Source organism: Paenibacillus radicis (ex Gao et al. 2016) (genome assembly GCF_014641555.1).
Taxonomy (GTDB): Bacteria; Bacillota; Bacilli; order Paenibacillales; family Paenibacillaceae; genus Pristimantibacillus; species Pristimantibacillus radicis.
The window spans coordinates 1-25,533 of record NZ_BMHY01000009.1 but is presented as its reverse complement, the minus strand read 5'-3'; the positions used below and the strand labels follow the sequence as shown (position 1 = coordinate 25,533).

The window sequence follows — 25,533 nt, the reverse complement described above, 5'->3', positions numbered from 1 at the left end:
CTCGGCGATGAGCCTGGATCAATATGCTGCACCGGCTGTGCATCTGATGGTAAATGGTCAAGACATGACGATTGACGTAGCGCCATCCAAGCGGCTGCTTGCCATTCTCCGGGAAGAGCTGGGACTAACCGGTCCCAAGCGCTCCTGTGAGATCGGTAGGTGCGGAGCGTGTATCGTTCTCGTCGACGGAGCACCGATAAACGCTTGTCTGGCGATGGCTTATCAATGCGCAGGCAAGCATATTACGACGGTTGAAGGCGTTGCGCAGGAAGGAGAGGGAGAGCTTGACCCTGTTCAGCGTGCTTTTCTGGAGGAGGGCGGCTTTCAATGCGGTTATTGCACGCCGGGAATGGTCATAACGGTAAAGGCGTTGTTGTCGCATACACCCGACCCCAACGAGGATGAGATTGAAGAGGCGCTCTCTGGCAACATATGCCGGTGTACCGGATACGGGGGCATTAAGAGAGCAATCAAGCAGGCTGTGAAATGGAGGAACGGATATTGATTCAGTTATCGGAAGTAAATGGAATGACCCAAGCGGAATTTGTTCTGGCTTTGGGTGCTATATTCGAAAACTCGCCATGGGTGGCGGAGGCGGCCTGGGCACTCAGGCCATTCCAGAGCCGTTCTGAGCTTCATGAGACGATGCTGCGCATCATTAAGGAAATGCCGGAGGCGCAGATTCATGCCTTTTTCCGAATGCATCCCGATTTGGCGACGAGGCTCAGTATCGGCGAGTATTCGACACGCGAGCAGCAGGGGGCGGGTCTTGACCGGCTGTCCCCGGAGGAATTCGAGGAGTTCGCAGCTGCAAACCGGCAGTATATGGAGCGATTTGGGTTTCCTTTCATCTATGCGGTGCGCGGCAGCAATAAATCAGCAATCTGGTCAGCGCTGCAGGAGCGGCTTACCCATACGCTCGAGCAAGAAGCAGAAGAAGCGATGAGAAATATTGCAAAAATTACGTCGTTTCGGATAGGGGATCTCATAGAAGAGTAGCTGCCGTAATTGTTCTAATGGAGCTGGAGGAGCATAAGGGGGTTGTCGATATGTCAGCATCAAACGGTAAAATTACGACCCATGTGCTGGACGTCTCGTTGGGGAAACCGGTAGGCGGCATGGCGATCGAGCTATGGCGGATTGCAGAGAATGAGGCGCCCCAGTTGGCCGTCGTGTCGGAGACGAACAGCGATGGCAGGCTGGATGCCCCTCTGCTGCAAGGCCAGCGAATACAAGGGGGCGTCTATGAAATTGTTTTTGCAGCAGGCGATTACTTGTTGCGAGGTGATCATCCATTTGCGGTAAAGGGCCGTCGGCCGCTGTTTGATCGCATCCCCATCCGGTTCTATGTTCATGACGTACAAGAGCATTATCATATCCCGCTGCTAGTTGCTCCCGGCGGCTATAGTACGTATCGCGGAAGCTAGGAGGCTGATCCATGATGAATGGGCCATTTGACCGGATTGTTAAAAATGGAACCGTCGTGCTGCCCGGCGGGACGCGCAAGCTCGATATCGGAATAGCGGATGGGAAAATCGCCGCTTTATCCGAATCGCTGGCGTCTTCCGAACCGTGGGCGGGACAGGTGATGGATGCGGAAGGCTGCTATGTATTGCCCGGGATGATCGATATACATGTTCATTTCAATGAACCGGGCTTACATGACTGGGAGGGCTTCGAGAGCGGCTCCGCCTCGCTTGCTGCCGGAGGGATTACGAGCTACGCGGATATGCCGCTGAATGGAAATCCGCCGACCGTAACGCCAGACGTCTTGCGTTTGAAACAAGAGCGGGCGGCGCAAAGCTCAGTCGTCGATTATTTGTTCTGGGGCGGGCTGATGCCGGGCAAGCTTGATCAGCTGGAGGCGATGTCGAAGGCTGGCGTTATTGGCTTCAAGGCGTTTATGTCCAGTCCGGGAGGCGAAGGCGAGAGCCGGTTTCGCGAAACCGACGACTGGACGCTGCTGGAAGGGATGAAGCGGATTGCGAAGCTGGGCGGTTTCGTAGCGCTCCACGCGGAGAGTGATTCCATCACCGCGCATCTCGCTGCCGAAGCAGTGGCTGCCGGGAGGCTGGATGCGCGAGCATTCATCGCCTCCAGGCCGCCGATCGCAGAGCTGGAGGCGGTCAACAAAGCTCTGCTGTTCGCCGAAATTACCGGCTGTCCGCTCCATTTTGTTCATATCAGCACCGTCGAGGCCGTCGAAATGATTGTCCGGGCGAAGGCTAATGGACTAGAGGTTACCGTGGAAACATGTCCGCACTATTTATACTTCACCGAAGAGGATATGGCAGAGCAGGGGCCCGTCGCCAAATGTGCGCCGCCCCTACGAACCGTCGAACAGAAGGAAGGACTGTGGCGTTTGATTGCCGAGGGTAAGCTTGATATTATCGCGTCGGATCATTCGCCTTGTCCGCCTGAACTGAAATTCGGACAGGACAGAAGCTTTTTCGATGTATGGGGCGGCATATCTGGTGCGCAGAGCAGCATGGAGCTGATCCTTCACGAAGGGTGGATCAAGAGGGGCATTGCGATCGATAAGCTTTCCGCACTAATGTCGGCAGGGCCGGCGAAGCGTTTCGGCTTATATCCGCAAAAAGGAGCGATTGCTATCGGCTCGGACGCCGATCTGGCTATTATTCATCCCGATCACCCGTATACGCTTCGCGATGCGGATTTGTTTTATCGTCATAAGCATAGTCCGTATTCCGGAAAACAATTCAATTGCAAAGTGGCGGCGACACTTGTGCGCGGAGAGCTTGTGTATGTTGAAGGTCAAGGGGTGAAGGGCGGATTCCGGGGACGGGGGCTGATGTCAGGATGAGATCGCCGATGAAGCAGGAGACAGCAGCATTCGTATCGGAGCTTCTTGCCGAATTGTCGGAATTCGGCCATGACGGCAGTGGCGGCGTAACCCGGCTGCTTTATTCGGAGGCTTGGCAAAACGCGCAAGCATATTTATCAAATCGGATGAAGGAGCAGGGCCTGAATGTTCGTGTGGACCGCGTCGGCAATTTATACGGCCGGCTTGAGGGATCAAATCGCAACGCTCCCGTCGTGCTGACCGGCTCGCATATTGATTCTGTCGTCTCAGGGGGCCGTTATGACGGGACTTATGGCATTGCAGCAGGGCTGGCTGCCCTTGCCTACTTGAAGGAGACGTATGGCGAGCCGCTGCATACGCTGGAGCTCGTTTCCTTTTGCGAAGAGGAGGGAAGCCGTTTTCCGCTTGCTTACTGGGGATCCGGCAACGCGACCGGTATCTATGAATGGGACAGCGGCGAAGGCGTATATGACAGCGATGGAATCAGTCTCCGGCAAGCGATGGAGGGAGCAGGCTTCGGCAGGGCTGATCTGCCCGATTGCAGAAGGAGCGACATTGGCGCGTTCGTAGAGCTGCATATCGAGCAAGGGCCGGTGCTGGAGAAACAGCGTAAACGGCTAGGCATCGTCGACGCTATCGTCGGCCAGCGGCGTTATGCTGTGACCGTGCAAGGAGAGGCCAATCATGCCGGTACTACGCCGATGAATATGCGCAAGGATGCGCTGCTCGGTGTATCGGAGATGATTATGCAACTGGAGGCTGATGCGATTATATGCGGCGAGCCGTTGGTAGCAACGGTCGGCAGAATTGATTGCGCGCCCAATACGCCGAATGTGATACCGGGATCAGTTGGCTTTACGGTCGATATCCGGCATTCCGAGGAACAGCTATTGCAGCAGTTCAGCGAATCGATACTGGATAAATTCAAAGAAATCGCCAAATGGAGAGGTCTGGAGGTATCGATCTCGCCATGGCTTGAAGCAAAGTCCGCGCCCATGCATCAGGCTTTAACCGACCGCTTGGAACGGATTTCTCAGGACTTATCATTGACTTGCCGGCGCATTTCAAGCGGGGCTGGTCATGATGCGCAGTTATTTACAGCCATTTGTCCGACTGCTATGCTTTTTGTACCAAGCAAGGCTGGAATTAGCCATTCGCCATTGGAATATACGTCGCCGGAAGAGCTTGCCGACGGCGTGTCGGTCCTTGCGGCGTTTTTATACGAGTTAGCCTATGAGGGGAAATTGCCATGAAACAATATCAAGAGCTATCGCCTTCACCGCGCACCATTATGACACCCGGCCCCGTCGAGGTAGATCCAAGAGTGCTGCGGGCGCTGTCCTATCCGATACTTGGTCAATTCGATCCCGAGTTCACGGCGTTAATGAACGACACGATGGAGATGCTTCGTTTGCTGTTCCGAACGGACAATCAATGGGCTTTTCCCGTCGATGGCACATCGAGATCGGGCATTGAGGCCGTACTGACCAGTCTGATCGAGCCGGGTGAGAAAGCGCTAGTGCCGATTTATGGCCGGTTTGGCCATTTGCTCTATGAAATTGCGGAGAGATGCGGAGCAGAGGTTATCGCCGTGGAGAAAGAATGGGGAGGCGTGTTTGATCCGGAAGAGGTAATTGCCGTGATAAGACGTGAAAAGCCGGCGCTAGTGCTGATAGTGCATGGCGAAACGTCTACTGGCCGTATGCAGCCGCTGCAGGAAATCGGCAAGGTTTGCAGAGAGCTTGGCGTTTTGTTTGTCGTCGATGCCGTTGCTACAATTGGCGGCGTTCCGGTAGAGACGGACGCTTGGCATATAGACGCGGTTATCGGCGGTACGCAAAAATGCTTGTCCGTCCCATCTGGAATGGCACCTATTACGTACAACGATATCGCGGAGCGAAAAATCACCGCTCGCAAAAAGGTAGAACGCGGTCTCCGTACCCCCGGTGGGGAAGACTGGGATAAAGCTGCGAGACCCGCTATACAAAGCAACTACTTCGACATTAGTCAGCTTCAAGATTATTGGGGACCCGCAAGGCTTAATCATCATACCGAAATGACGTCCATGCTGTACGGGCTGCGGGAAGGGCTGCGCCTTGTATTGGCCGAAGGGCTTGATGAACGGTTTGCACGCCATCGTCTCCATGAAGCGGCGCTTGTCGCCGGCATTGAAGCGATGGGTCTGCCTCTTTACGGCGATCCAGCCTGCAAGCTGCCGGTCGTCACCTGTGTCGCCATTCCGGAAGGAATGGACGGGGACTTGGTTCGCAGCATGCTGCTCCACCAATTCGGTATTGAAATCGCCAGTTCGTTTGGGGTGCTGAAAGGCCGGATATGGCGCATCGGAACGATGGGCTACAGCTGCAATCAGAAAAACGTGCTGCATCTGCTGGGGGCGTTCGAAGCCGTCCTCATCCGGCAGGGTGCTTCTCTTAAAGCGGGAGCCGGCGTACAGGCTGCGCTCGACGTCTATGAAAACAAGAGCAGGCGGGAATAGATTCTAAACAAACTAGAAGCGAAGGGAGCGATAGCGCGATGGATGACAAAAGAGTGGAGCAACTGAAGCGGCTTCCGAAAATCGATCTTCATCTGCATCTGGATGGAAGCGTAAAGCCGGAAACGATTCGAGCGCTAGCTCATCAGCAGGGAAAAGCGCTCCCGGAAGGTAATCATCTATTATCTCGAATGCAAATCGATGAGGATTGCGCCGATCTGCGCGAATATTTAAGCAAATTCGATTTCGTGCTGCCGTTTCTGCAAACGGCGGAGGCGTTGGAACGTGTCGCATTTGAAGTTGTTGAACAGGCCGCTAATCAAGGCTGCATCTATATAGAGGTCAGATATGCGCCTCTTCTTCATACGAAGGAGGGGTTGTGCGTCGAGGATGTCATCGGGCATGTTCGCGAGGGTTTGCGCCGCGGAGAGCGGCAATTCGGTGTCATTGCGAGAGCGATCGTAATTTGTATGCGGCATGACCGTTATGACCGTAATGAAGCCGTCATTAGAGCCGCTGCCAGCCGATATGGAGACGGGGTAGCTGCTGTTGATCTTGCCGGTGATGAAGCAGGATTTCCGCCGAAGCTTCATCGTCCGTTATTCGAGTTAGCCCGCCGCTTGGGCTTGCCCGTAACGATTCATGCCGGGGAAGCGGGAGGCGCGGAAAATGTTATTGAAGCCATCGCTCATCTTGGCGCCGTCCGAATTGGGCACGGCGTTCGGATTGACGGTCACTCTGAAGCGATGGAATTGGTGCGATCGACACGGACGCCACTGGAGCTTTGTCCCATTAGTAATATGCAGACGAAGGCGGTCTCCTCCTGGGAGGCATATCCTCTAAAACGGTTTTTGGACAGCGGTATAGCGGTAACAGTGAACACCGACAACTTAACGGTATCGGGAACGACGATCACGCTGGAATATATCATGTTGATGAGGCATTGCGGACTGACTCTTCAAGACATTGGCAAGCTCATTCGCAACGGAGCGGAGGCTTCGTTTCTTGAGGAGCCTTTGAAGACCGGTTTAATAGAGAGAGTTAACCGCCAACTGGCAGAGCAAGGGCTATAGAGGCGTCGTACTGCAACTTATTCATATAGTTGTAAGGCTTTTAAAGAATCGATTAGTTTGTATCTGTTGTCAAAAGCTGTGTAATGTCGTGTATCCATTCTCCGTTTTCATCCGCCAGCCGGGTATTCCATCCTAGCCATGATGCCTCTTTAAAATTTTTATTCTGGTCATCTACAAACCAAACGTTGTTTGAATGATGGAGCTTGTTATGAACGAGCTTATAGATTTGGGGATTAGGCTTACAATAACCGGTCTGACTCGATAGGGTGATGCTGCTTAGATGTTTTTTAATGGGGTCTATAATCGGTCGAATCCATTCGATACGATGATTGCTTAACAGATGGATATTTGCATACTGGCTCCATTCCGGCACTTTTTGAATAGCTGGCAGCGGAGTAATAGTTGAAAGAAGAACATCTTTTGCCTGTTCTCTATGAATTGCCGGGAAATGCTTGCAAAGCAGCTCCCAAAACTCGGCTTCAGCAAGCTTTCCTGTCCACAGCTCTTCACGTATTTCTTTTTTAAATCGGGTAAGTCTATCGTATGGTACATCGTAGTCTTCGGATAGTTTTCTCCAAAAGAAGGGAGAAAAGTTGGCGGCCAGCACGCCTGCAATATCGAGAATTAGTTCGTACTTTCTAGTCATACTTGCACCCCGCAAAATAAGAATCAGATTTCCGCCAACTGAGATGTAATACGTACAGCGCAAAGCGCAAGAAACGAGGAGCCTTCAGCCCCTGATTCTTGCGCTTTTTTCATTCTGCCGTGTTGGAATGGCATTGTCCGTTATGCAGCGCCCCGGATAGACAGCCAGACTGCTATGCCGGCAACGGCAACTGTAACGAGAGCAACGAATGCAAAATAGCCGGCTTTAGTTTTAGAAGCGGTATGTTTGTCGTAGAAGTCGGGTGTTCGGTGAAAAGCACCGATCCATAGCTCTCCGGTCAAATTAAGTACGACAAGAAAAAAACGACGAATAAGCTTCATTCAAGATCGCCTCCTGTTTCGACGATATATACAAATAATAGCTTATTTACCAACTTGAAGTAAACCTCTGGCAGGTGACGTTATCTAAATCTAATAAATTGGCGGTATTCACAAATTTGTTCTTTGGACGCCACTCATTTGTCACCCGATTCCTTCTGACAGGCATTTGTTCGGCTAATATTGTCCGTATAATGAGGGGAATGATCCGCATATGGCTACAACGACTACGACATAGATGGAGAAGGGGATGATGACGATGCAGAAAGTGCGGGTCCTCATCGTGGATGATCATCACCATGCGCGAGAGGAAATGAGGAATGTTCTTGAGAAGGATTCCTTATTCGAAATTGTGGCCGAAGCCCAAAACGGGCAAAACGCCATTCAATCAGCGGAACGGATGCTGCCGGATTTGATTTTAATGACTGTTGATAGGAGCAGAACGGATGATTTAGATGCTACTAAAAAGATCAAATTAGAATATCCGTTTGTCAAAATAGTCTGGGTAACAGCCACAGATGATATTACTCATTTCTTTGAAGCGTTGAAGAACGGCGCGCAAGGCTATTTGGTGAAGCATTTCAGCGCTGGCACTTGGCTTGAATATTTGCGAGCGATCGTATTGGACGACGAGCCTATGCCTAGAGAGTTCGCAGTACGTATTATGAATAGCTTCTCGCCTGCTTATGAGCCTCGCGACGAAGATACGCCGCTGACTCCAAGAGAAAAGGAGCTTCTATGTTTAGTAGCTGACGGCTTGGCGAATCGGGACATTGCCAAGAAGCTGGTCATTTCGGAGCATACGGTCAAAAATCATTTAAAGAATATTTTGCAGAAGCTGCATTTGGACAACCGGGTTCAACTTGCGCGATATGCGTATGAGCGGGGTTACTGCTTCGTTTAATGGAGGGCTTTCTAATAAATTGACCAGAGATAGCCAATGCTAACTAGCGATTACGCAGAAGAGAACAAGCCGGGATGGAGCGGAGTGGACATGTATAAAGGATACGTTGTGATGCTGTGTGCATTCTTGTTTATCGCCGTGCTTTCCGCATGCGGGAGCGAAGCGGCAGTTGCACATGATGAAGCCGATGATCAGTTGCACATGACGAACAATGATACAGCGGAAACGCTCTATAAAAACCAGTGTTTGTCTTGTCATGGCGTTGAGTTGGAAGGCGGCCGATCCGGGCCTGGTTTGCAGCATATCGGCAGTACGATGACGGAGGAGCAGATCGCCGCTATCATTGCAAATGGGAAAGGCGGCATGCCGGCATTCGGCAGAAGATTGTCTGAGAGCGAAATTCAAAGTTTGGCCAAGTGGCTGTCGGAGCATCATTAGTCAGACCGCCGAGAAGCGTCAGAGAGATTATGATCTCTTTGACGCTTCTTTCATTTCTTATGACGGAAATAATAGCCATTTTTATTTTATCGGAGTTAGTGTAAAGAACGGAGCGCCTCATCTTGCAACTCATCATCGTCACGAATTGCTTTCGAGCCTGCCACTACCAAATACAACACCCCGAATACGAATAATGCGCCTAAAAGGGTCATGTATGCAGCTGCCATGTCTTGATCGCCTCCTTTCCAAACTAGTATAAAAGAAAAAGAGAAATCGTTTCATGACTCAAAGTGGCTATTTTTCAACAATTATCGTCATCGAATGTTCACGATACAATAATTGTTGCGTCGCCTGAGCAAGGAGAAGAGCATTCTGATATAATAAGCCTACGGAAAAATGAAGGTGGTGCGCCAATTGGAAAAACTAATCGATGAGCAATGCGAGGACAACTGTATCGGAACGGAGCCGGACGGCGACAACCTGACTAAGGCTCGGGTGGATGAACAAACGGCGGTTGAGCTGGCCGAGCTGTTCAAGGCGCTTGGCGATCCGACCCGGGTGAAAATGATCTATGCGCTGCTGGAACAGGAGCTATGCGTTCATGATCTGTGCGTCGTGCTGGATATGGCGCAGTCAGCGGTCTCGCATCAGCTTCGCTATTTGCGTAATGTACGCATAGTGAAGCGGCGCAAAGCAGGTAAAACCGTCTATTATTCGTTGGACGATGATCATGTGAAAGAAATTTTTACGCAAACGCTGCAGCATTTGCATCATAGCTGACATAAATATAAATATCGATCTTCCTACCAGCGACTCCTTCTCGTTTCCTTATTTTGCTAGTATAATGAAACGTAAACTGCCGCTGCAAAGGAGTTCGAACGTGACGAAGCCAAAGCTGTTTATTGGATCATCCAGGGAAGCAATCAAATATGTGAACGCGATTCATCGCGCTTTGAACCGTGTAGCGGAGGTTACGCCTTGGCATGCGGGAGCTTTCAAAGCTAATGATTACGCGATCGAGGCGCTGGAGCGCCAGCTGCAGACTTGCGATTATGCGGTCTTCGTACTGGCAGCCGATGATCTGGTCATGATGAGAGGCAAAGCTTTTCTTGCGCCAAGGGACAATACGGTATTTGAGATGGGCATGTTCTGGGGACGGCTGAAACGAACCCGCGTGTTTTTTCTCATACCGGAGCAAGTATCATCGGAACGGGAAGGGATCGCTATCGATGAGTTTCATCTGCCTTCTGATTTGCTGGGATTGACCGTACTCCGCTACGAGGAGCGTTCCGATGGCAATTTCGACGCCGCAGTCAACCTGGCCTGCGATGAGATTGCCGATCGAATTCGGGCGCAGGGGCATTTTCCAGATCCAGCCATTCGGGCCGCAGCCTATGAATCCGAGCTGAAGCGCAAGCAAAGCTTGCTGCATTTTTTTATAGCATTCAACCAAAACACGTTCAGCGAGCATGAGCATCACCCGTATGAGCGGTTGTACGAGGCCATTCGCAATGGTTACGATGCCTCTCCGCTGGAAGGCTACCGTGTAACCGGCGCTGCGTTATGGCAGGCTGATCTGGATGGCATGCGGCAAATTGCCGGCAATGTCGGCAAAGGGCGCTTTTTCCCGTATCATACGAATGAAGGGAAAAAAGAAGGAGAGTCTCCCGTTCTCGTAGTGGACGCGTTCTTGAATAGCACGATGCGCTTCTTGCGAATGGGAAAGCTGGTTGCGGCTGGTTATTTACTGTGTTATCCTGTGGGTAAGGATTTTGTCGTAACCGTTCATTTGGCTGGAGCACGCACCGTAACAGACGAGGAGCTTGGAATACTCGCCGAACGGAACAGCGAATTAATGGACACCGTGAACTATTTGCTGGGAGGCGATTCACAATGAACAAGAGCAGAGGAAATCGTGAGAACCACACTGCCCGACTTATTCGCAAACCTGCCCGTGGCGAACAGCAATCCAATTCGGTATTCGTCGCGCCGTCGGTTGACGGTCGAGACCGGGAATATACAGTGGTGCTGGAACGCAAAGCAATTTATAAAAAGCCCTCATTTCTATAATCGAACCTTGAATGATTAGCTCCGGGATGCTCCGGGGCTTTTTTTTGATGCGATTCGCTTGCGAGGGGCGGTGTCTTGAATGGGCAGCCGCGATAAGGTATGCTTTTGATAGGGTGATACGTGGATGGTCTATATGATTGCGGCAGCATTAGCGGTTGCGCTGCTTTACTTCCTGTTTATATTTCCGACCCAATGGCTGAAGGTCGAACGGGTTCAGTACCCGGCAGGTCTTGGGATGAAAGTGCTGCATATTAGCGATCTGCATGTAGAGAAAATCAGAATAAGCGCCGCGAGAATAAAAAGATTGATTGAGACAGAGCGTCCATCGTATATTTTTATTACCGGGGACTTTACGCAAAATGGCAAGTATTTGCCGAAGGTCCGTGTTTATCTGGAAGCGATCGCCGGCTGCGGCATTCCCGTATTTGCTGTACTTGGCAATCATGATCACCGGCTGGCCGCGGGGCAAATGAAGCAGCTAGTCAAGCTTATGAAAGACACCGGTGTTCAATTGCTAAGCAATCGAAGCTACGATGCAGGTGAATTTATGTTAGTCGGTATTGACGATTCTGGCAGCAAGAAGAGCAAACCGAAATTAGCGTTTCAAGGCGCGAACCGGGGCAAGCCCATTATCGTGCTAACCCATGACCCGAATCTGGTGCTTCAGCTAACTCATCGTTATAAGTATTTGATGGCTGGACATTTTCACGGCATGCAATTTAACGTACCGTTTCTATTCCGTTACATTAACAAGGGAAAGCTGGCAGCCGCCGGTATCGTGAAAGGGCTGCATGAAGGGGAGCAGGGCGCTTATTACATATCCAAAGGAATCAGCCAGGCTGGACCTAATGCCCGCTTTCTCGTTCGCAGCGAAGTGACGATACACGAGTTATAGCTTGATGGCCATCTGGCCTTGCTTATCATGAACGTATAACAGCATCGGAAGGGGTGAACAGAATGAAAATGAGCGTAACATCAGCTGCAACGGCTTGTTTTATGGAAGAATGGGGCTTCAAGCCAGCGGACAGCGTACGTATTTACGTACGGTACAGCGGCGGAGGAGAGGATGCCTTTTCGTTCGGCATCATGAAAGATACAGCAAGATACCCGGCAGTTAGCACGGTGCAGGATGGTATTCATTTTTACATGGAAGAGAACGACGCTTGGTATATGGACGGCAAGGATCTGACCATTGATCTGCGCAATGAAAATATCGTCTTCGTTAAATAAAGAAAGGCTTTTCTCACAGGGACTGTGTATGATCCCTTGAGAAAAGCCTTTTTCTTGCGGCTGCGCAAGCTAGCGCAGCTTGATCGATTTTTTGAATAGCGGGTAGAACCATTTCACGCCGCTTGGCGTTAGCGTGTCAGCGATTAGGTGGGAGAGATAGCCGAGAACAGCGATTCGCATCAGCCCTTCCAGCTGAAGCTCGCGCTCAAGCCCGAGCCCGATGGCGCCCCAGGCGATCACCGCCCATACCGTATGCGTCATTCCGCGATGCTTCAGCCATGGCGCGATGCCGACAAATAGGCCAAAACCGATAAGCCAAGTCATGTTCGCCATAAATCCGGCGTACATCATTCCGCAGCCAACGGCGGTAACCAAGGCGTTGCGTATCGTTCCGCGTCCGGCAAACAAACCGGCCAATACGACGGCAACGGAAAAGATCGCCAGCTTCATGTTGAAATACTGGTCGGCGGCATACAAATAGGCGACAGCGCCTACGAGCAGCCACCCGCCTCCTTGAATGAGGGAGTAGATGAGCTTCGACAGCTTGCTCAGCTTGGAGCTCAGAATGCTAGGACCGTCCAAATCCGCGCTGAGGGCAGACACACCGGCTACTGCAACGTAGACGGCGGCATTCATAGCCGAGAATGGGTAATAAACGGCGGCGGCAGCGCCGATGGCGACTCCGATCGCCAAATGAGTAGAGCCTTTCATATTGCCTCCCGTGACTGACTATGGCGTCAAACGTATGTTCGCATCCCTATTATAACGTCATAATAAGGGAGAAAACAATAGGGAGCCGGCAACTAGCTATTCGCGTGGGCGCTGCAGTCGGGCGCTGATTTCTTCAGTGACGATGAATGCAAGCTCTTCGTTGTCGAACAAAGACAGCACCTGAAGCACCGTATCGTCATCAATATCGCCGGCTTCCTCGCGAGGAGCGGTAAGCGCGAGCGCCTCTTGGAGTGCGGCGTTGTCTGGCTGGCGAGGGTAAGCACGAGCGTATAGTTCGGCGGCCTCGAGTCCATGGTTGACACACCATTGTGCGAAAACGAGGATCATCGTCTGTTCGTCTCGGCGGTAGGCGTCAATAATAAATTGATCCCGTTCATTGGCGTTCATTTGAGCGTTCCCCTTATTAGTGATAATATGAAGCATATTATAACATGGTTTGACGGGACGGAGGATAGGTCCGCCTCGCTTCGAACTAAAGCTGGTTCACGAAATGGCCGAGCCGTTGGATTGCAAGCAACGATTTCCTTTGGAAACCATGCTTGCATCGTATACAATGGAGGCATACATAGGAGAGGAGTCCAAACACATATGACGGACAGAAAAAAAAGAATCATACTGGATGTAGACACAGGAATTGACGATGCGGTGGCGGTATTATACGCGCTGCTTTCACCGGATATTGAACTCGTGGGCATTACCACGGTTTTCGGTAATATCGAGGTAGAGCAAGCGACGGAAAACACACTGCGTCTTATAAAATTGGCCAATTGCGGCTATGAGGTGCCGGTTGCAATGGGCGCCGCAAAACCGCTGGCACGCCATTATAGCGGACCAGTGCCGCATATCCATGGCAATAACGGAATCGGCGATGTGGAGCTGCCAAAATCCGAGCAGAAGCCCCTTGAAGAGTCGGCAGACGATTTCATTATCCGTAAGGCGCATGAGCTGCCTGGCGAACTGATCATCGTACCCGTAGGCAGAATGACCAACGTAGCAGCTGCGGTTCAAAAGGATCCGTCGATTGCGAAGCTGATCAACCGGGTTGTTATTATGGGCGGCACCGTATTTGCGCCGGGCAACGTCACGCCGGTCAGTGAAGCCAACTTCTGGGGTGATCCGGAGGCGGCAGCTGTTCTGTTCAATTCCGAGCTGCCAATTACAGTAGTCGGCCTGGACGTAACGATGAAAGTAAAGCTGACGCGTCAGCATCTGGAGCAGCTGCTGCAGAACGCGCCATCTGAGAAGCGGGATGTTGCCCTGTTCCTGCAGCAGTCGATGGACCGCTATATTCAATTCTACGGGGAGTCAAATGGTTTCCTGGGCGCTTGTGCGATGCATGATCCGCTTGCCGTGCTGGTTGCCGTTGATCCTTCACTCGTACGGACACAAACACTGAAGGCGGTAATCGACTGCGGGCATGATCTGACCGCAGGTATGATTATTACCGATCGCCGTTTCAATTCCGTTATCGGCAGAGAAATTGATTTCTGCCTGGAGGTTGAAGAGGAACGCTCGCTCAGTCAGCTGCTGTCCGTATTTGCCGCTCCTGCTGCGGCGGAGAGGACTGTATAGTCATGGAGCAACGTTATTCACGCGAATCAAGGTGCTACAAGACGTCCCGTGTATTCCCGACAGACGTCAACAATCACAATACATTATTTGGCGGCAAGCTTATGCAATTTATTGACGACATCGCTTCAATTGCGGCTACGAAGCATTGCCGCCGTACGGTCGTTACGGCATCTACGGATTCCGTTGACTTTCTGCAGCCGATCCGGCCTACCGATTATGTGAGTCTGGAGTCGTACGTTACTTGGAACGGCAGAACGTCTGTTGAGGTGTTCGTCAAGGTGATTAAAGAAGATTTGCTGAGCGGTGAGCGGAAGGTTGCGGCGACGTCGTTTCTAACGTTCGTGGCGCTGGACGAGAATAACAAGCCGATTCCGGTGCCGCGGGTTATTCCGGAATCCGAAGAAGAGCTGAAGCTGTTCGAGACAGCTCCGCAGCGCTCCGAGATGCGCCGTCAGCGAAGAGAAGAAAGTAAAAAATTCGCCGGCTATTTGACCGTAACACCACCTTGGATATAAAAAAATAAAGGCGCAGCCTATGGCTGCGCCTTTATTACGAGTTGAATCAAAGTGTAAACGACTAAGGCAAGCGCTGCGCAAATGCCCAGAATCGTGAATACCGCTCTGCGGCCATTCATATGATGCACCAACTTTCTTGGACTAGCCTAGCTATTCTTCTATTATATACGAACCGGGAAAGAAAGTCATAAGTACTGGCGCTCAAATTGGCCTCTTGCTGCGAAAGTTATTATAATGGACTTATCGGCAAGAGAGGAATGAGAGCAATGGAAGCGGAAGATACGAAGATGATCACACAAGAAGAATTTGCAACGGTATCCGAACTGTTTCGCAAGGCATACCCTTACTTTGTTCATGAAATAGAGCGGGTAGAGGAGGAACGCGGCAAGCTGAATGATTTCCAGCTTATGCTGGCAGTAAGCCGCGCTAAGGAGAGCCTTGCCATTGTGAATTGGGATTACCGCAAAATGATCAATATGGTATTTGACGGTTACGTCGATATTTATAAGGAGTTGGGCCGCAAAGAGGCGGACGAATGGGCAATTGTCACCTTCGGCTGCAGCAGGTATATAAAGCGTACAGACGGATTCGCTACCGTTGCTGAGGAAGCGAAGCAGGTTGAATATGATGAGGAAAGCTTGCGGATTTTACTCAATGAATTGTCGCTTCAGATGGAAGCGAAGGAGGCAGAGCTGCTGCACCTTTATGAAGAATTTAACCGGCTGCAGAGGATCGCAGAGACGTTGAAGACCAAGCCCCCTGTTTCAGATCCGCCGCCAGATGGTGAGGAAGCTGTCCAGCAGCAGGAGGAAAAGGATGATGAGTCAGCGAAAGACGATCATTAAACAAATAACCTCCAGGACCCAGGTCCTGGAGGTTATTTGTTATCGTTATGTCGGATTGTTTAAAGCTGAATAACTACAGGACGCGGCGTGCCGTAACGTAGGTCTTGTCCCACGCGCTGCCGCTAAAGTTCGAGATCGTGACGCCAACGCCAACTTTATACGTATGAAGAAGCTTGTTGTTGCCCATGTAGATGCTAACATGATTGATAACGCCGTCACGGTTCGTATCGGAGAATATCAAATCACCGGCTTTCAGGTTGGCTCTCGATACGAACTTGCCGACCTTTGATTGCTGCTGGGAGGAGCGGGGAAGGCTGACTCCATGTTTTTTGAAAACATATTGTGTGAACGAGGAGCAGTCGAAATAGGACGTGCTGCCAGCTGTTGCGCCGTGCTTATATGGTTTGCCGAGCAGGGTTTTGCCTGTGGCGATAATTTGATTTGCTTTCGTACTGCTGCTGACTGCTGCATGCGCCTGTTGTGGAGCTGCGATAACCGCGCCGCTGAATGCAATCGATAAGCTGATGCCGACACCGGCGATAACTTTAATCATTTTTGGGGTTGTGTTTCTTTTCATAGGGAGAACCTCCTAAGTATGTTTGCCAAGTAGGCATGAAGTCTAGTTGCTGATTTAACTAGAGCTAGCATAACACAGCAAAAACAGGCATTATTTACTAATGGGAAGTTGAAACCTTATGAAATATGGACTAAATCTGCATTATTAAAATAAAATGAAAGATCATTAATTTTGGACCAATTGACAAAATCATCATTGTAAGGGTTTGCTATTAACGTTTTGTAAGAAAAGCAGGTGAAATTGAATAGATTATCCATGTATAATAATGGGTCCTGATGAATTAATAGGTTTTGAAACAATAAATCGGGAGCCTTTTGGTGAAACATATAACTACGTGTTATTAGATCAGTTATTTATTTCGCTAGAGCATCGGAGTATAGGAATTGGCAAACAGCTGTTTTTGAAAATGGCAGAAGCAGCCAGAGAGTTTTCGTTATCCTAAGCGTAATAAAAGGGATAGGAAAGAGGGAGATACCGGTTGCTATTGAATCGGTTTCTCCCTTTTTATTTGGGCAGCTTCATATTTAGCTATTCTCATTTTGCTTCTTTTGTTTTTTGGTATACCAGTCTGCTAACAGGAGCGACAACAGAATAGGGGTATGTGTTACGAGGTTAACAATTAGAAAGGCCCAGGGAAGCTTGGAAATGCTTAAATACATGGCACTATGAGGTATATACAGCAGCAGTGCCAGCAGCCAGAAGGCTGAAAGAATATACGCCCACACATAGGCTTTCGACTTCATATTCAGCCCTCCTTTACTGCTACCATTGTTCCCCGATTGAAGGCTTTATAACGTGAATAATTTACAGCGCCGGGGACAGACTGAGGTTATTAAGAAAGGGATAATTTCACTATGATGCGTCAAACTACCATTTCGAATCAACAGATGATGGCTCTTCTCGTGATTTCCACCGTTGGTACCGCCAGTCTATATGCTCCTGCGATTTTGACGCAATATGCGAGCAGGGATTCCTGGGTCCTCGTATTGCTTGGCGGCGTGGTGGGCATTTTGAATGTGCTTGTTTTTCTACAATTAAATAAATGGTATCCGGGTAAAAGCATCATTGCGATCTCCAGGCAAGTGCTGGGCGGATGGCTCGGGGGACTTTTCTCGTTCTTGTTCTTCTTTTATTTTCTGGACATTACGTCTTGGGTACTGCGGGAATACGCCCAGTTTTTCATCATTGCACTCAATCCAATGATTCCGCAAAACGGCTATATGATCGTGGGCATCATTATGTGCGCATATGCCGTATTTCACGGTTTGGAGGTCATTGCCCGCGTAGCGCTGCTTATACTTGGCATATCCGTCATGACCTTTTTGTTTATTTACATCTTGCTCGTTAGTCAATATCACTTCGAATATTTGCTTCCGGTTATGGAGAACGGATTTTGGAGTTCATTTAAGGGAAGCTTTGTGGTTATCTCCTGGTTTGGTGACATGATGTTTATATCGATGATCATTCAATATGTGAAACGGACGAAGAAAACGGTCCCTTATGCCATTATAGGCATTGGGATTTCATTTGCGCTGCTGATGATGGCCGTTGTAGGCTGTATCGTTGTTTTTGGCGGGAAGGGGGCGAGCACCTTTACGTACCCCATCGTTAGCCTGATTCAAAATATTAAGCTGTTTCGGGATATCGAAAGGCTTGACGCGATCCTGATCGCGATATGGGTAATGAGCTCGTTCGTCAAAGTAACGGTCTATTTCTGGTCCGCGCTTCAAGCGCTCACCGAATGGCTGCATATCAGCCGTCCGAGGCTGTTTATTCCGCCGCTGGCAGTTGCCGTCGTCATTTGTGCCCGGTTTAAAATATGGGGACTCATTGAGATGAGCAGCCTGTACGATCGGCAAGCTTGGTATTTTTTAATTTTTCAATTGGTTCTGCCTATTGTGCTGTTCCTTGTTGCAGCTGCGAGACAAAATTCGATCCCGGAGGAGAAATCTTATGGAAGCGGATGAACAACGGTTCACATCAAATATGGCAGAAAATAAACAGCTATTATCTGAGCGAATGTACCATACGGAAGATTTAATGATGAATGATATCGAGGGGCAAAATGGGGAAGGACAGATAACAATTTGCCATTTGACCGGCCTCGCTAACGAGGAGATGCTGCGGCAGGTTTACGCCTTTTACCCCGATCATGTTTCACTGCTGCGGACAGTAACGAGTGAATCTGAAATTCGCACCATTTCCGAGGCTGCGAAAGAATTGGCCAGCGGCAATACGGTACTGCTTTATCACAATAAGCAGTACGGCATTTCAATTGATACGCTGAGTGTTCAACTGCGCAGTGTGGAGGAGCCTGTCAGTGAAGCAGCGGTGAAGGGGGCCCGCAGCGGATTCACCGAATCATTTCGCAATAACCTAGCCTTAATCCGTTATCATTGTCCGTCTCCTGATTTGAAAATCGAATTTAAGGATGCGGGCGTCGTTACCAGGACAACGATGGCGGTCATTTCCATCGGAGGATTAACAAATCCTGCGCTTCTGGAAGAGGTTCATCGGCGGCTTCAGGAAATTCCTGTCGACATTATCCCCGGAGATAACACAGTGGAGGAATGGATCGTCGACAATAGAGGGACGCTGCTGCCGCTCATCGAGACGACCGAAAGGCCGGACAGAGTAGTCGCCGCTCTGCTAGAGGGGCGTATCGCGATCATCATTCAAGGCTCGCCTTTTGCGCTGATGCTGCCGTACGTATTTCTTCAGGCGTTTCAAGTCAGCGAGGACTATGCATGGAATTATTATATCGGCTCCAGCATTCGCTTCATGCGATTGATGTGCGCCTTTATCGGCGCGCTGCTGCCCGGCTTCTATGTGGCGACAGTCACTTTTCACCACGAGCTTGTACCCACCTCCCTGCTGCAAAGCATTGCATCTGCGCGTGAGCCTGTTCCTTTTCCCGCAGTTATTGAAAGCTTCGCCATGATGATCGCTTTCGAAATTATGCGGGAAGCGGGAGTCCGTATGCCTAAGCAAGTCGGTCAGGCAGTCAGTATCGTAGGCGCTTTGATTCTCGGTCAAGCAGCCGTACAAGCCGGAATCGTATCGCCCATTATGGTCATTGTAGCGGCCTTAACAGGTATCGCTACCTTCACGCTGCCTTCCACCGCGATAAATTATGTCATTCGGATTATTCAATTCGGCATAACGTTCATGGCTTCCGTGCTAGGATATGTCGGTATCGTAGCAGCCGTTATTATGCTCATGACCTATTTGGCCTCGTTGCGATCATTCGGCGTGCCGTACTTGTCGCCGGCTGCTCCGTTTGACTTTGAGCAGCTGGCGGATATCGTCATTAGAAGGCCAAGTACATTCAACAATAAGCGTCCCGGCTTATTCCATCCGCTCCGCCGACGGAGATTTCGGGAAGGAACACGAAGATGAGCAGCCGCAAGTTTAGACTGCTGGGATTGCTCGCGATGTCTGTGGCTGTTCTGCTTATTGGCGCCTGCGACGGAAGCCTGGAATTGAATGAGATTCATATTGTCCATTCTATTGCGATCGATAAAGGGGAGAATGCCCCGATTCGTGTGACGGCGGAGATAGCCAAAATCGTAACCGGCGGACAACAGCCCAAAGGGATGCAAAGCGATAGTTTTTATTTATCCCATGAGGGAGAGAATGCATTCGAAGCTGCCCGATTAATGAGAAATAAATCCGACCGCATGCTTTTGTGGGGACATACGTCTGTTATTCTGTTCAGCAAAGATGTCATGAAGGATGGCTTGTCTCCGCATATAGAGTCGATCCGGCGTTTAAGACAATTCCGCAACTCGACGCTGCTCTATATGACGGAGGGAAAGGCATATGAGAGGCTCCAAATGTCAGCTCCTAATTCGATGATTACGTCCCAAGTTCTCAAAGGATTGGCCGAAAACGGCAAAGCGACCGCAATGACGATGAAAGTGTCTCTTATTGACGTATATAGAGATTACATCAATGAGTTTCGGGATATCGCAATCCCGGCAATCTTGCAGGTTAAAGACTCGGAGGAAAATAAGCGTATTCTTCAAGCGACAGGCTTATATATTTTTCAAAAGGATCACCTGGCCGGGACTCTGTCGCCGGGTCAAACGAAAGCTTTTATGCGAGCGAGCAATCAGATGTCGGGTTCTCTTGAAAAAATACCTTGTGGCTCCGGTCAACAAATTTCGTTCGAAAATATTAATAATAATTCGAAAATGCATGTGACCCTCGATTCGAAGCGGCAACCCCAAGTTTCCTTCGACATTAACGCCGATTTGACGATTACAGATATGCCATGCAAGGAATTTGACATTACGCCAGTGATGATTCATGCCTGGGAAGATCAATTAAACCTAAAAATTGCAGAAGATATCCGTAAATTCATTCGTTACACTCAGAAACGCCATACGGATTTACTAGGCGTCGGGGAATGGATTCACCGCAAGCATCCGCAGGTTTGGAAAACGATGAAAGAGGACTGGCCAGAGCAATACAGCCGCATACAGCCGAAGATTGAAGTGCATACGAGAATCGATCATTCGAATTTCATTACGTAACATGAGCAAGAGACCGCAGCGAGCAGGAGCGGTCTCTTTACTCATTTATTTGTGTACCGCGGCCTTAACCGAATCCGTATACTCCTCGAACGTCAACCCGCTCTCATGCATGTCCGAAGCGGCATCCAGTCCTACATATCTTAAATGCCAAGGCTCATACTTATAACCTGTAATGTCATCTTTGTCTTTGGGATACCGGATAATAAATCCATATTCATGGGCATGGTCCGCAAGCCAACCGGCTTCAGCCGTATCTGCGAAGCAGTCGGATGCGCTGCATTTGCCGTCAGCTCCGGCAACATCAATCGCGAGTCCTGTCTCGTGCTCGCTTGTCCCCGGAAAAGCGCTATAGGTACGGGCTTTCTCCAGTCCATCTTTTTGCACATAACCTTCGAACAGCTGTTTTTGCCTGCTGTGCGAACGGTAGGCGGATACGCCGGCTAGCGGCAGCCCGTCCTTACTCGCCGCTTGAAACAATTGCTCTAGCGCGTCAGTGGCTTCCTTCACCATCTTGCGTTTATCAATACGTTCATTGAACGTGAACTTTACATCGGGATATACGAGATTTGCCGGGGTGTAGTCTTCCGGCAGTTTATTGTGCTTGTTCACCAGCACGGTGACGGATTCTGCATGAGCGACTGTCGCAATGTCTTCGGGTGTTTGCTGGCCGTCTGGCTTATTCGATCCCGTCTGTTCGTTTTTGTCCCCTTCCGGCTTATTCGGCACGTTGCCGCTGCCTGCATTCGAAGAAGGTTTCTCTGTAACGGGTGAATTCCCGGCGGTGTTGTCCGCTGGCAGCTCTTGCTTGGGGCTGCCGCAGGCAGACAACATAAGGATGACGATGATAATAACGATGGATGATGGCATAATTCTTTTTAACATTTGACTTCTCCTTTTATCGTTGGGGATTTCCCGGAATAAGAGAAGTTTACCGATTGCTTGTTTCTATCCAACCCGCAAATGTAATCGAAAAGCCGCCAAGTTGTATCCAAATTGTAAAATCATTCGAAATGGCGAATGATACGAAGAGATTCCGATACGGTCATGCTAATATGGATACAAAGTTTATTTCAAAGTTTCATGGAGGCTTCATGCGAAAACAAACGATATTGGTCGTAGAGGATGAAACGGCGCTGGCGGAGCTGCTGATCTACGCGCTTAAAAGAGAAGGTTATTCCGCAATTCATGCCGGAACGGGGCGTCTGGCGGAGGAGAAGGTGCGGCAGGAGAAGCCCGATCTTATTTTGCTGGATCTCATGCTGCCAGACTTGAGCGGATTCGACTTTTGCAAAACCGCCTCGTTGGAGAAATGGAACATTCCCATTATTATGTTAACGGCGAAATCGGATATGGTGGATAAATTACTTGGCATGGAGATGGGCGCCGACGATTATATGACGAAGCCGTTTGACGTGCGGGAAGTGATCGTGCGAATTAAAGCAGTATTTCGTCGAATAGAGCTCGCCACCGCGCTGGCAAAAGGCGAAGCGGAGGCTTCGATTGATATAAAGGATCACATCCGGCTTATTAAGCGGCAAAGAGTCGTATTAAAGGATGGGGAAAAGGTTGAGCTGAAAAGCAAAGAGTTCGATTTACTGATGTTTTTGGCTGAGAATCGGAGAAGCGTGTTTACCCGGGCGCAGCTTTTGGACCATGTCTGGGGCTATGATTTCCCGGGCGATACGCGGACGGTAGATATTCATGTTCAGAGACTTCGCAAAAAACTGGACCGCGAAGGGGAGGAGTCGATTATCGAGACGATTTTTGCCGTAGGGTACAAGCTGCCATGAAGCTGATTTCCGGAATGAGACTGACGATCCGGCACAAAATGCTGCTTTCCTTTACGCTGGTCGTATTCGCCGGATTGCTGTCGCTGCTTCTCGTATCGGTTACGATCACGGAGCAGAATGTATCCCGTCTTATCAATCAAGACGTCGTTCAGCTTAAGAAGTCTATCGATTTGTATATCGGCCAATATTATTTGAGCAAAAATGTAACGCTGGATCAGCAGTCTTTCCAGACAGAAGCGGATAGCTTGGTTAAGGAATTAAGCGCGTCCGTCAGCGCTCCAATCTCGGTATATGATGCGGAGGGGAAGGGGCTGTCCCGCTTAAACAGTGAGGAGCTTCCTGCTTCAGATGATTTCGCTGAATCGATGGGCGGCAAGATCGCCTATTCGGTTATTCGCTCCGGTTCGTCTTCCGTCGTCAGCCTCTCCAGTCCTGTCGAATCAAACGGCAAGCTCATCGGTATTGTTCATCTGAAGAAAAATTACTCCGAGCTTGATGCGTTCACGAACCGTTTTCTTACCGCGATCCGCTGGTTTGCGGTCGCAATCTTCGTACTCGTCTTCTTGACCGCATGGTTGTTAGCCAATCGGATTACAAAGCCGGTAGCCAGGCTAGCGAAGAGTGTGAAGCGGGTTGCTGAAGGCATTTACGAGCCTGTTCCGGTGCGCGGAGGAAATGACGAAATTATGGAGTTGACGCAAGGCTATAACTTGATGATGGAGCAAATTCAAGAGCAAATTGCCATGATTGAACGGGAACGCGATGCGCTGCAGATCACGCAGCAGATGAGCAAAACATTTTTCGATAACGTCACGCATGAGTTAAAAACGCCGCTTACGACGATACGCGGGTACGCGCAAATTATGGAGGAGAACGGTTTTCAGGACAAACCGTTTTTTGATAAGGGTATGCGCTACATTATTGATGAGAGCAAGCGGCTGAACGAGAAGGTCGTTCAGCTTCTGCTGTTCTCTACGGCTGGCTCCGAGCAGATTGCGTACCGTTTTGAACGTGTCGGACTGTCCGCACTTGCAGGCAGCGTATGCGAAGACATGGCTGTCAGGGGCGATAAGTATGGGATTCAAATACACTTTCTTGCGGATGAAGAACCGCTGTATATTCGGGGAGACCGGGAAAAGCTGCGCGAAATGCTGCTTAATGTACTCGACAATGCGGTTAAATATGGCGGTGTACATTCGAAGATTACAGTGGCGCTTAGCCGTAATGGCGCTGACCGCTGCCTTATCCGGGTAGCAGATCAAGGAGCGGGTATTCCGGAGGAGAATCTCTCGCATCTGTTCGAGCCGTATTATCGACTGGCAAGCGCTAACTCAGATGAGGAGAGGGGCAGTGCCGGATTGGGTCTTGCGATCGTCCAGACAATTGCCCAGCGGCATGGCGGTCAAGTTGTGATTGAAAGCGCTCCGGGCAAAGGCACTTGCGTAACGATGGAATTAGGAGGCGTTCTGAATGTCTAAGCAGGGGCGTTTGGACTCGTTCTGGGGTCGGCTGATGGTGTTGACGGCACTTTCAGTCCTGGTAGCTGCACTGTTCCTAGGTGCGGGCGAATGGTATTTGCGTGCGATGAACCGGGATAAGACCATCATACTTGATCGTTCGCTGTTTGAAGAAAACGGATTGAACCGGATCGACCGGATGATTAAACGGTATAGTCCTGACTCGATATATGAGCTGCAAACGCTGAGAAATGGGACCGTACTCGTTTTGTCGCAAAAACAGGATGAGAAGTCTAGCGGCAGCGCGCTGTCGATCTTTGACTTGGCGGGAAACAGCCTGATTCCATTAGTAGAGAAGGAAGATGTCGTTCATATTGTGGCATCGCCGGATGGGAACAGCATCCTGTACCAAACCTTTCGCGACAATCAGCCTGAGACTGTCTGGTACGACGCTGCCGAGAAAAGAGAGAAAGGAAGATGGACGGAGTGGGGCAATTGGACGCTCATGCCCGATGATCGGCATTCTGTGGAGCTCTATCACAATTACATTCGTGTCCGTGATCTGGAGACGAGTGAGAGTCGTCTGATTGCCAAGGTTGAGGACTATAGAATGAATATACCTAAAAAGGATCAATTGTCCGGGTCGTTTGTAAAACAGTTAATGACCCTAGCGCTTTCGCCAGACCGGACACATGTCTTCATGCCGTTTTATCGTCCAGCAACAACGGATAGTGAAGGAGAAGATATAATTTATAACATTGACCTGAATTCGGGCGCGATGGAGACGATAGCGGTCAATGGAGTCGTCGGCGATATTTACGACATTCGGCCATGGGGCAAGAGCAATGTTGCGTTATCCGGGCGAATTGGCGGGGTAGAAGGCATTTATTCCGTTACTAGTGAAGGGCAGCCTAAGCTGTTAAAAGAAGGTCTATATGATCAGATGACATATAATCCGGTTAGCAACATGCTGGCCTATACGGCCAGAGGCGATGGCCGGTCCAGAGTGATGGCGGCCACGTTGGACGATAAGGGGTTGACGGATGAATTTACCGTCTACGACAATTTGGGCTATATCCATTCGCTGCAGTGGAGCGCAGACGGAGAGACGCTGCTGGCTGTAACGGATGAAAGTACGGGCAGCAATGTTTTTCAGTTCCGCATGAAGTAGCAGTATTCTAACCTTGCTAGAATGGATTCGCTGCGCGTTTTGGTTCATGCTGCCGTTCTTGATTCCTTGACCTCATCGTCTTCGCGATGAACAATGGATGGAATCTTCAAAATGGCAACCTGAACTCAAACCGCTCCGCTCATCCTCTTGTCAGGTCCTATTCATGCTGGCGAGCTACATGCTGGAATGGATCAAAATGCAAATCTGCAGTTTGTAAAAGGTTTTTTCTATGATTTATCGTGTCAAAATGCAAAAGCGGTTAGGCCCCCGTAATCCGGAGTTTTACCCTACAAATAACAGGTGCTTGAAGAAAAGCTCA

The 25,533-nt window shown here is 49.9% G+C and carries 32 protein-coding genes; 24 read left to right on the top strand and 8 right to left on the bottom strand.

The features are described from left to right. The first annotated feature begins 7 nt into the window (after nucleotides 1-7). Genes IEX98_RS20440 through add form a run of 7 tightly spaced genes read left to right on the top strand, consistent with a single transcriptional unit; the run spans nucleotide 8 to nucleotide 6,391 of the window. A complete protein-coding gene (locus tag IEX98_RS20440; protein WP_188891063.1) occupies nucleotides 8-505 on the top strand; it encodes a (2Fe-2S)-binding protein in 498 nt (165 codons plus the stop codon). Continuing rightward, nucleotides 502-999 carry a 2-oxo-4-hydroxy-4-carboxy-5-ureidoimidazoline decarboxylase gene (gene uraD / locus IEX98_RS20435; protein ID WP_229692295.1) on the top strand — a complete coding sequence of 166 codons (498 nt, stop codon included), beginning with the start codon at nucleotides 502-504 and terminating at the stop codon, nucleotides 997-999. The genes IEX98_RS20440 and uraD overlap by 4 nt, the downstream gene beginning before the upstream one ends. Nucleotides 1,000-1,049: 50 nt before the next feature. Continuing rightward, a complete protein-coding gene (gene uraH, locus IEX98_RS20430) occupies nucleotides 1,050-1,427 on the top strand; it encodes a hydroxyisourate hydrolase (protein WP_188891061.1) in 378 nt (125 codons plus the stop codon). Between the two features lie 11 nt (nucleotides 1,428-1,438). Further along, on the top strand, nucleotides 1,439-2,824 hold the full coding sequence (locus tag IEX98_RS20425; RefSeq protein WP_229692294.1) for an allantoinase: 1,386 nt from the start codon (nucleotides 1,439-1,441) through the stop codon (nucleotides 2,822-2,824). An 8-nt stretch (nucleotides 2,825-2,832) separates the two neighbouring features. Next, a complete protein-coding gene (gene allC / locus IEX98_RS20420; RefSeq protein WP_229692293.1) occupies nucleotides 2,833-4,077 on the top strand; it encodes an allantoate deiminase in 1,245 nt (414 codons plus the stop codon). Next, nucleotides 4,074-5,321 carry a pyridoxal-phosphate-dependent aminotransferase family protein gene (locus tag IEX98_RS20415; protein WP_188891059.1) on the top strand — a complete coding sequence of 416 codons (1,248 nt, stop codon included), beginning with the start codon at nucleotides 4,074-4,076 and terminating at the stop codon, nucleotides 5,319-5,321. Before allC ends, IEX98_RS20415 begins: the two co-directional genes overlap by 4 nt. 38 nt (nucleotides 5,322-5,359) lie before the next feature. Continuing rightward, nucleotides 5,360-6,391, top strand: coding sequence for an adenosine deaminase (add, locus tag IEX98_RS20410; RefSeq protein WP_188891058.1), 1,032 nt, complete (start codon nucleotides 5,360-5,362; stop codon nucleotides 6,389-6,391). 52 nt (nucleotides 6,392-6,443) lie between these two features. Here the strand turns inward: add and IEX98_RS20405 are convergent, their stop codons facing one another. Next, on the bottom strand, nucleotides 6,444-7,037 hold the full coding sequence (locus IEX98_RS20405) for a hypothetical protein (protein ID WP_188891057.1): 594 nt from the start codon (nucleotides 7,035-7,037) through the stop codon (nucleotides 6,444-6,446). Nucleotides 7,038-7,177: 140 nt separating this feature from the next. After that, on the bottom strand, nucleotides 7,178-7,378 hold the full coding sequence (locus IEX98_RS20400) for a hypothetical protein (protein WP_188891056.1): 201 nt from the start codon (nucleotides 7,376-7,378) through the stop codon (nucleotides 7,178-7,180). A 256-nt stretch (nucleotides 7,379-7,634) separates the two neighbouring features. Between IEX98_RS20400 and IEX98_RS20395 the strand changes: the two genes are divergently transcribed. Further along, nucleotides 7,635-8,279, top strand: a complete 645-nt coding sequence (locus IEX98_RS20395; RefSeq protein ID WP_188891055.1) for a response regulator transcription factor — start codon at nucleotides 7,635-7,637, stop codon at nucleotides 8,277-8,279. Between the two features lie 90 nt (nucleotides 8,280-8,369). Further along, the gene (locus IEX98_RS20390; RefSeq protein WP_229692292.1) at nucleotides 8,370-8,717 is read left to right on the top strand and encodes a c-type cytochrome; all 348 of its coding nucleotides are present in this window, start codon (nucleotides 8,370-8,372) and stop codon (nucleotides 8,715-8,717) included. Between the two features lie 95 nt (nucleotides 8,718-8,812). Here the strand turns inward: IEX98_RS20390 and IEX98_RS29370 are convergent, their stop codons facing one another. Beyond that, nucleotides 8,813-8,944: a hypothetical protein gene (locus IEX98_RS29370; protein WP_268237838.1), complete on the bottom strand. Its 132-nt coding sequence runs from the start codon at nucleotides 8,942-8,944 to the stop codon at nucleotides 8,813-8,815. Nucleotides 8,945-9,131: 187 nt separating this feature from the next. Here IEX98_RS29370 and IEX98_RS20385 point away from each other — a divergent pair, with 187 nt between their 5' ends. The 5 genes from IEX98_RS20385 (at nucleotide 9,132) to IEX98_RS20365 (ending at nucleotide 12,017) form a co-directional block, all read left to right on the top strand. Next, a complete protein-coding gene (locus IEX98_RS20385; RefSeq protein WP_188891054.1) occupies nucleotides 9,132-9,497 on the top strand; it encodes an ArsR/SmtB family transcription factor in 366 nt (121 codons plus the stop codon). Nucleotides 9,498-9,597: 100 nt separating this feature from the next. Further along, the gene (locus IEX98_RS20380) at nucleotides 9,598-10,614 is read left to right on the top strand and encodes a TIR domain-containing protein (protein WP_188891053.1); all 1,017 of its coding nucleotides are present in this window, start codon (nucleotides 9,598-9,600) and stop codon (nucleotides 10,612-10,614) included. Further along, nucleotides 10,611-10,787 carry a hypothetical protein gene (locus IEX98_RS20375; protein WP_188891052.1) on the top strand — a complete coding sequence of 59 codons (177 nt, stop codon included), beginning with the start codon at nucleotides 10,611-10,613 and terminating at the stop codon, nucleotides 10,785-10,787. Before IEX98_RS20380 ends, IEX98_RS20375 begins: the two co-directional genes overlap by 4 nt. 124 nt (nucleotides 10,788-10,911) lie before the next feature. Continuing rightward, a complete protein-coding gene (locus IEX98_RS20370) occupies nucleotides 10,912-11,682 on the top strand; it encodes a metallophosphoesterase (RefSeq protein ID WP_188891051.1) in 771 nt (256 codons plus the stop codon). Between the two features lie 62 nt (nucleotides 11,683-11,744). Then, the gene (locus tag IEX98_RS20365; RefSeq protein WP_188891050.1) at nucleotides 11,745-12,017 is read left to right on the top strand and encodes a HesB/YadR/YfhF family protein; all 273 of its coding nucleotides are present in this window, start codon (nucleotides 11,745-11,747) and stop codon (nucleotides 12,015-12,017) included. Between the two features lie 69 nt (nucleotides 12,018-12,086). Here the strand turns inward: IEX98_RS20365 and IEX98_RS20360 are convergent, their stop codons facing one another. Both IEX98_RS20360 and IEX98_RS20355 read right to left on the bottom strand, forming a co-directional pair. After that, on the bottom strand, nucleotides 12,087-12,728 hold the full coding sequence (locus IEX98_RS20360; RefSeq protein ID WP_188891049.1) for a metal-dependent hydrolase: 642 nt from the start codon (nucleotides 12,726-12,728) through the stop codon (nucleotides 12,087-12,089). Between the two features lie 96 nt (nucleotides 12,729-12,824). After that, on the bottom strand, nucleotides 12,825-13,136 hold the full coding sequence (locus IEX98_RS20355; RefSeq protein WP_188891048.1) for a hypothetical protein: 312 nt from the start codon (nucleotides 13,134-13,136) through the stop codon (nucleotides 12,825-12,827). A gap of 201 nt (nucleotides 13,137-13,337) precedes the next feature. Here IEX98_RS20355 and IEX98_RS20350 point away from each other — a divergent pair, with 201 nt between their 5' ends. From IEX98_RS20350 to IEX98_RS20340, 3 genes are all read left to right on the top strand, one after another. Further along, a complete protein-coding gene (locus IEX98_RS20350) occupies nucleotides 13,338-14,321 on the top strand; it encodes a nucleoside hydrolase (RefSeq protein WP_188891047.1) in 984 nt (327 codons plus the stop codon). 2 nt (nucleotides 14,322-14,323) lie between these two features. Then, entirely contained in the window at nucleotides 14,324-14,836 is a 513-nt protein-coding gene (locus IEX98_RS20345) for an acyl-CoA thioesterase (RefSeq protein ID WP_188891046.1), read from the top strand. Between the two features lie 266 nt (nucleotides 14,837-15,102). Then, nucleotides 15,103-15,681, top strand: a complete 579-nt coding sequence (locus IEX98_RS20340) for a hypothetical protein (protein ID WP_188891045.1) — start codon at nucleotides 15,103-15,105, stop codon at nucleotides 15,679-15,681. 73 nt (nucleotides 15,682-15,754) lie between these two features. On the opposite strand, the gene IEX98_RS20335 is transcribed toward IEX98_RS20340, so the two are convergent. Next, nucleotides 15,755-16,258, bottom strand: coding sequence for a C40 family peptidase (locus IEX98_RS20335; RefSeq protein ID WP_188891044.1), 504 nt, complete (start codon nucleotides 16,256-16,258; stop codon nucleotides 15,755-15,757). A gap of 265 nt (nucleotides 16,259-16,523) precedes the next feature. Here IEX98_RS20335 and IEX98_RS29575 point away from each other — a divergent pair, with 265 nt between their 5' ends. Continuing rightward, complete coding sequence (locus IEX98_RS29575) at nucleotides 16,524-16,700, top strand: GNAT family N-acetyltransferase (protein ID WP_188891043.1); 177 nt, start codon at nucleotides 16,524-16,526, stop codon at nucleotides 16,698-16,700. Between the two features lie 82 nt (nucleotides 16,701-16,782). Here the strand turns inward: IEX98_RS29575 and IEX98_RS20325 are convergent, their stop codons facing one another. Further along, nucleotides 16,783-17,001: a hypothetical protein gene (locus tag IEX98_RS20325; RefSeq protein ID WP_188891042.1), complete on the bottom strand. Its 219-nt coding sequence runs from the start codon at nucleotides 16,999-17,001 to the stop codon at nucleotides 16,783-16,785. 111 nt (nucleotides 17,002-17,112) lie between these two features. Between IEX98_RS20325 and IEX98_RS20320 the strand changes: the two genes are divergently transcribed. From IEX98_RS20320 to IEX98_RS20310, 3 genes are read left to right on the top strand one after another with little or no spacing between them, the layout of a single operon-like run. Beyond that, nucleotides 17,113-18,225 carry a GerAB/ArcD/ProY family transporter gene (locus IEX98_RS20320; RefSeq protein ID WP_188891041.1) on the top strand — a complete coding sequence of 371 codons (1,113 nt, stop codon included), beginning with the start codon at nucleotides 17,113-17,115 and terminating at the stop codon, nucleotides 18,223-18,225. After that, the gene (locus tag IEX98_RS20315; RefSeq protein ID WP_188891040.1) at nucleotides 18,212-19,657 is read left to right on the top strand and encodes a spore germination protein; all 1,446 of its coding nucleotides are present in this window, start codon (nucleotides 18,212-18,214) and stop codon (nucleotides 19,655-19,657) included. The genes IEX98_RS20320 and IEX98_RS20315 overlap by 14 nt, the downstream gene beginning before the upstream one ends. Next, on the top strand, nucleotides 19,654-20,796 hold the full coding sequence (locus IEX98_RS20310; protein ID WP_188891039.1) for a Ger(x)C family spore germination protein: 1,143 nt from the start codon (nucleotides 19,654-19,656) through the stop codon (nucleotides 20,794-20,796). The genes IEX98_RS20315 and IEX98_RS20310 overlap by 4 nt, the downstream gene beginning before the upstream one ends. Before the next feature lie 45 nt (nucleotides 20,797-20,841). Here the strand turns inward: IEX98_RS20310 and IEX98_RS20305 are convergent, their stop codons facing one another. After that, a complete protein-coding gene (locus IEX98_RS20305; protein WP_188891038.1) occupies nucleotides 20,842-21,678 on the bottom strand; it encodes a M15 family metallopeptidase in 837 nt (278 codons plus the stop codon). Between the two features lie 209 nt (nucleotides 21,679-21,887). Here IEX98_RS20305 and IEX98_RS20300 point away from each other — a divergent pair, with 209 nt between their 5' ends. Genes IEX98_RS20300 through IEX98_RS20290 form a run of 3 tightly spaced genes read left to right on the top strand, consistent with a single transcriptional unit; the run spans nucleotide 21,888 to nucleotide 25,214 of the window. Then, nucleotides 21,888-22,586: a winged helix-turn-helix domain-containing protein gene (locus tag IEX98_RS20300; protein ID WP_188891037.1), complete on the top strand. Its 699-nt coding sequence runs from the start codon at nucleotides 21,888-21,890 to the stop codon at nucleotides 22,584-22,586. Continuing rightward, entirely contained in the window at nucleotides 22,583-24,064 is a 1,482-nt protein-coding gene (locus IEX98_RS20295) for a sensor histidine kinase (protein ID WP_188891036.1), read from the top strand. The genes IEX98_RS20300 and IEX98_RS20295 overlap by 4 nt, the downstream gene beginning before the upstream one ends. Further along, the gene (locus tag IEX98_RS20290) at nucleotides 24,057-25,214 is read left to right on the top strand and encodes a hypothetical protein (RefSeq protein ID WP_188891035.1); all 1,158 of its coding nucleotides are present in this window, start codon (nucleotides 24,057-24,059) and stop codon (nucleotides 25,212-25,214) included. The genes IEX98_RS20295 and IEX98_RS20290 overlap by 8 nt, the downstream gene beginning before the upstream one ends. The last annotated feature ends 319 nt before the right edge of the window (nucleotides 25,215-25,533 follow it).

Coding starts and splice junctions, on each gene's coding strand:
- IEX98_RS20440 (WP_188891063.1), top strand. CDS start 8: ATGAGCCTGGATCAATATGCTGCACCGGCTGTGCATCTGATGGTAAAT.
- uraH (WP_188891061.1), top strand. CDS start 1,050: ATGTCAGCATCAAACGGTAAAATTACGACCCATGTGCTGGACGTCTCG.
- IEX98_RS20425 (WP_229692294.1), top strand. CDS start 1,439: ATGATGAATGGGCCATTTGACCGGATTGTTAAAAATGGAACCGTCGTG.
- allC (WP_229692293.1), top strand. CDS start 2,833: ATGAAGCAGGAGACAGCAGCATTCGTATCGGAGCTTCTTGCCGAATTG.
- IEX98_RS20415 (WP_188891059.1), top strand. CDS start 4,074: ATGAAACAATATCAAGAGCTATCGCCTTCACCGCGCACCATTATGACA.
- add (WP_188891058.1), top strand. CDS start 5,360: ATGGATGACAAAAGAGTGGAGCAACTGAAGCGGCTTCCGAAAATCGAT.
- IEX98_RS20405 (WP_188891057.1), bottom strand. CDS start 7,037: ATGACTAGAAAGTACGAACTAATTCTCGATATTGCAGGCGTGCTGGCC.
- IEX98_RS20400 (WP_188891056.1), bottom strand. CDS start 7,378: ATGAAGCTTATTCGTCGTTTTTTTCTTGTCGTACTTAATTTGACCGGA.
- IEX98_RS20395 (WP_188891055.1), top strand. CDS start 7,635: ATGCAGAAAGTGCGGGTCCTCATCGTGGATGATCATCACCATGCGCGA.
- IEX98_RS20390 (WP_229692292.1), top strand. CDS start 8,370: ATGTATAAAGGATACGTTGTGATGCTGTGTGCATTCTTGTTTATCGCC.
- IEX98_RS29370 (WP_268237838.1), bottom strand. CDS start 8,944: ATGGCAGCTGCATACATGACCCTTTTAGGCGCATTATTCGTATTCGGG.
- IEX98_RS20375 (WP_188891052.1), top strand. CDS start 10,611: ATGAACAAGAGCAGAGGAAATCGTGAGAACCACACTGCCCGACTTATT.
- IEX98_RS20370 (WP_188891051.1), top strand. CDS start 10,912: ATGGTCTATATGATTGCGGCAGCATTAGCGGTTGCGCTGCTTTACTTC.
- IEX98_RS20365 (WP_188891050.1), top strand. CDS start 11,745: ATGAAAATGAGCGTAACATCAGCTGCAACGGCTTGTTTTATGGAAGAA.
- IEX98_RS20360 (WP_188891049.1), bottom strand. CDS start 12,728: ATGAAAGGCTCTACTCATTTGGCGATCGGAGTCGCCATCGGCGCTGCC.
- IEX98_RS20355 (WP_188891048.1), bottom strand. CDS start 13,136: ATGAACGCCAATGAACGGGATCAATTTATTATTGACGCCTACCGCCGA.
- IEX98_RS20350 (WP_188891047.1), top strand. CDS start 13,338: ATGACGGACAGAAAAAAAAGAATCATACTGGATGTAGACACAGGAATT.
- IEX98_RS20345 (WP_188891046.1), top strand. CDS start 14,324: ATGGAGCAACGTTATTCACGCGAATCAAGGTGCTACAAGACGTCCCGT.
- IEX98_RS20340 (WP_188891045.1), top strand. CDS start 15,103: ATGGAAGCGGAAGATACGAAGATGATCACACAAGAAGAATTTGCAACG.
- IEX98_RS20335 (WP_188891044.1), bottom strand. CDS start 16,258: ATGAAAAGAAACACAACCCCAAAAATGATTAAAGTTATCGCCGGTGTC.
- IEX98_RS29575 (WP_188891043.1), top strand. CDS start 16,524: ATGGGTCCTGATGAATTAATAGGTTTTGAAACAATAAATCGGGAGCCT.
- IEX98_RS20325 (WP_188891042.1), bottom strand. CDS start 17,001: ATGAAGTCGAAAGCCTATGTGTGGGCGTATATTCTTTCAGCCTTCTGG.
- IEX98_RS20320 (WP_188891041.1), top strand. CDS start 17,113: ATGATGCGTCAAACTACCATTTCGAATCAACAGATGATGGCTCTTCTC.
- IEX98_RS20315 (WP_188891040.1), top strand. CDS start 18,212: ATGGAAGCGGATGAACAACGGTTCACATCAAATATGGCAGAAAATAAA.
- IEX98_RS20310 (WP_188891039.1), top strand. CDS start 19,654: ATGAGCAGCCGCAAGTTTAGACTGCTGGGATTGCTCGCGATGTCTGTG.
- IEX98_RS20305 (WP_188891038.1), bottom strand. CDS start 21,678: ATGTTAAAAAGAATTATGCCATCATCCATCGTTATTATCATCGTCATC.
- IEX98_RS20300 (WP_188891037.1), top strand. CDS start 21,888: ATGCGAAAACAAACGATATTGGTCGTAGAGGATGAAACGGCGCTGGCG.
- IEX98_RS20295 (WP_188891036.1), top strand. CDS start 22,583: ATGAAGCTGATTTCCGGAATGAGACTGACGATCCGGCACAAAATGCTG.
- IEX98_RS20290 (WP_188891035.1), top strand. CDS start 24,057: ATGTCTAAGCAGGGGCGTTTGGACTCGTTCTGGGGTCGGCTGATGGTG.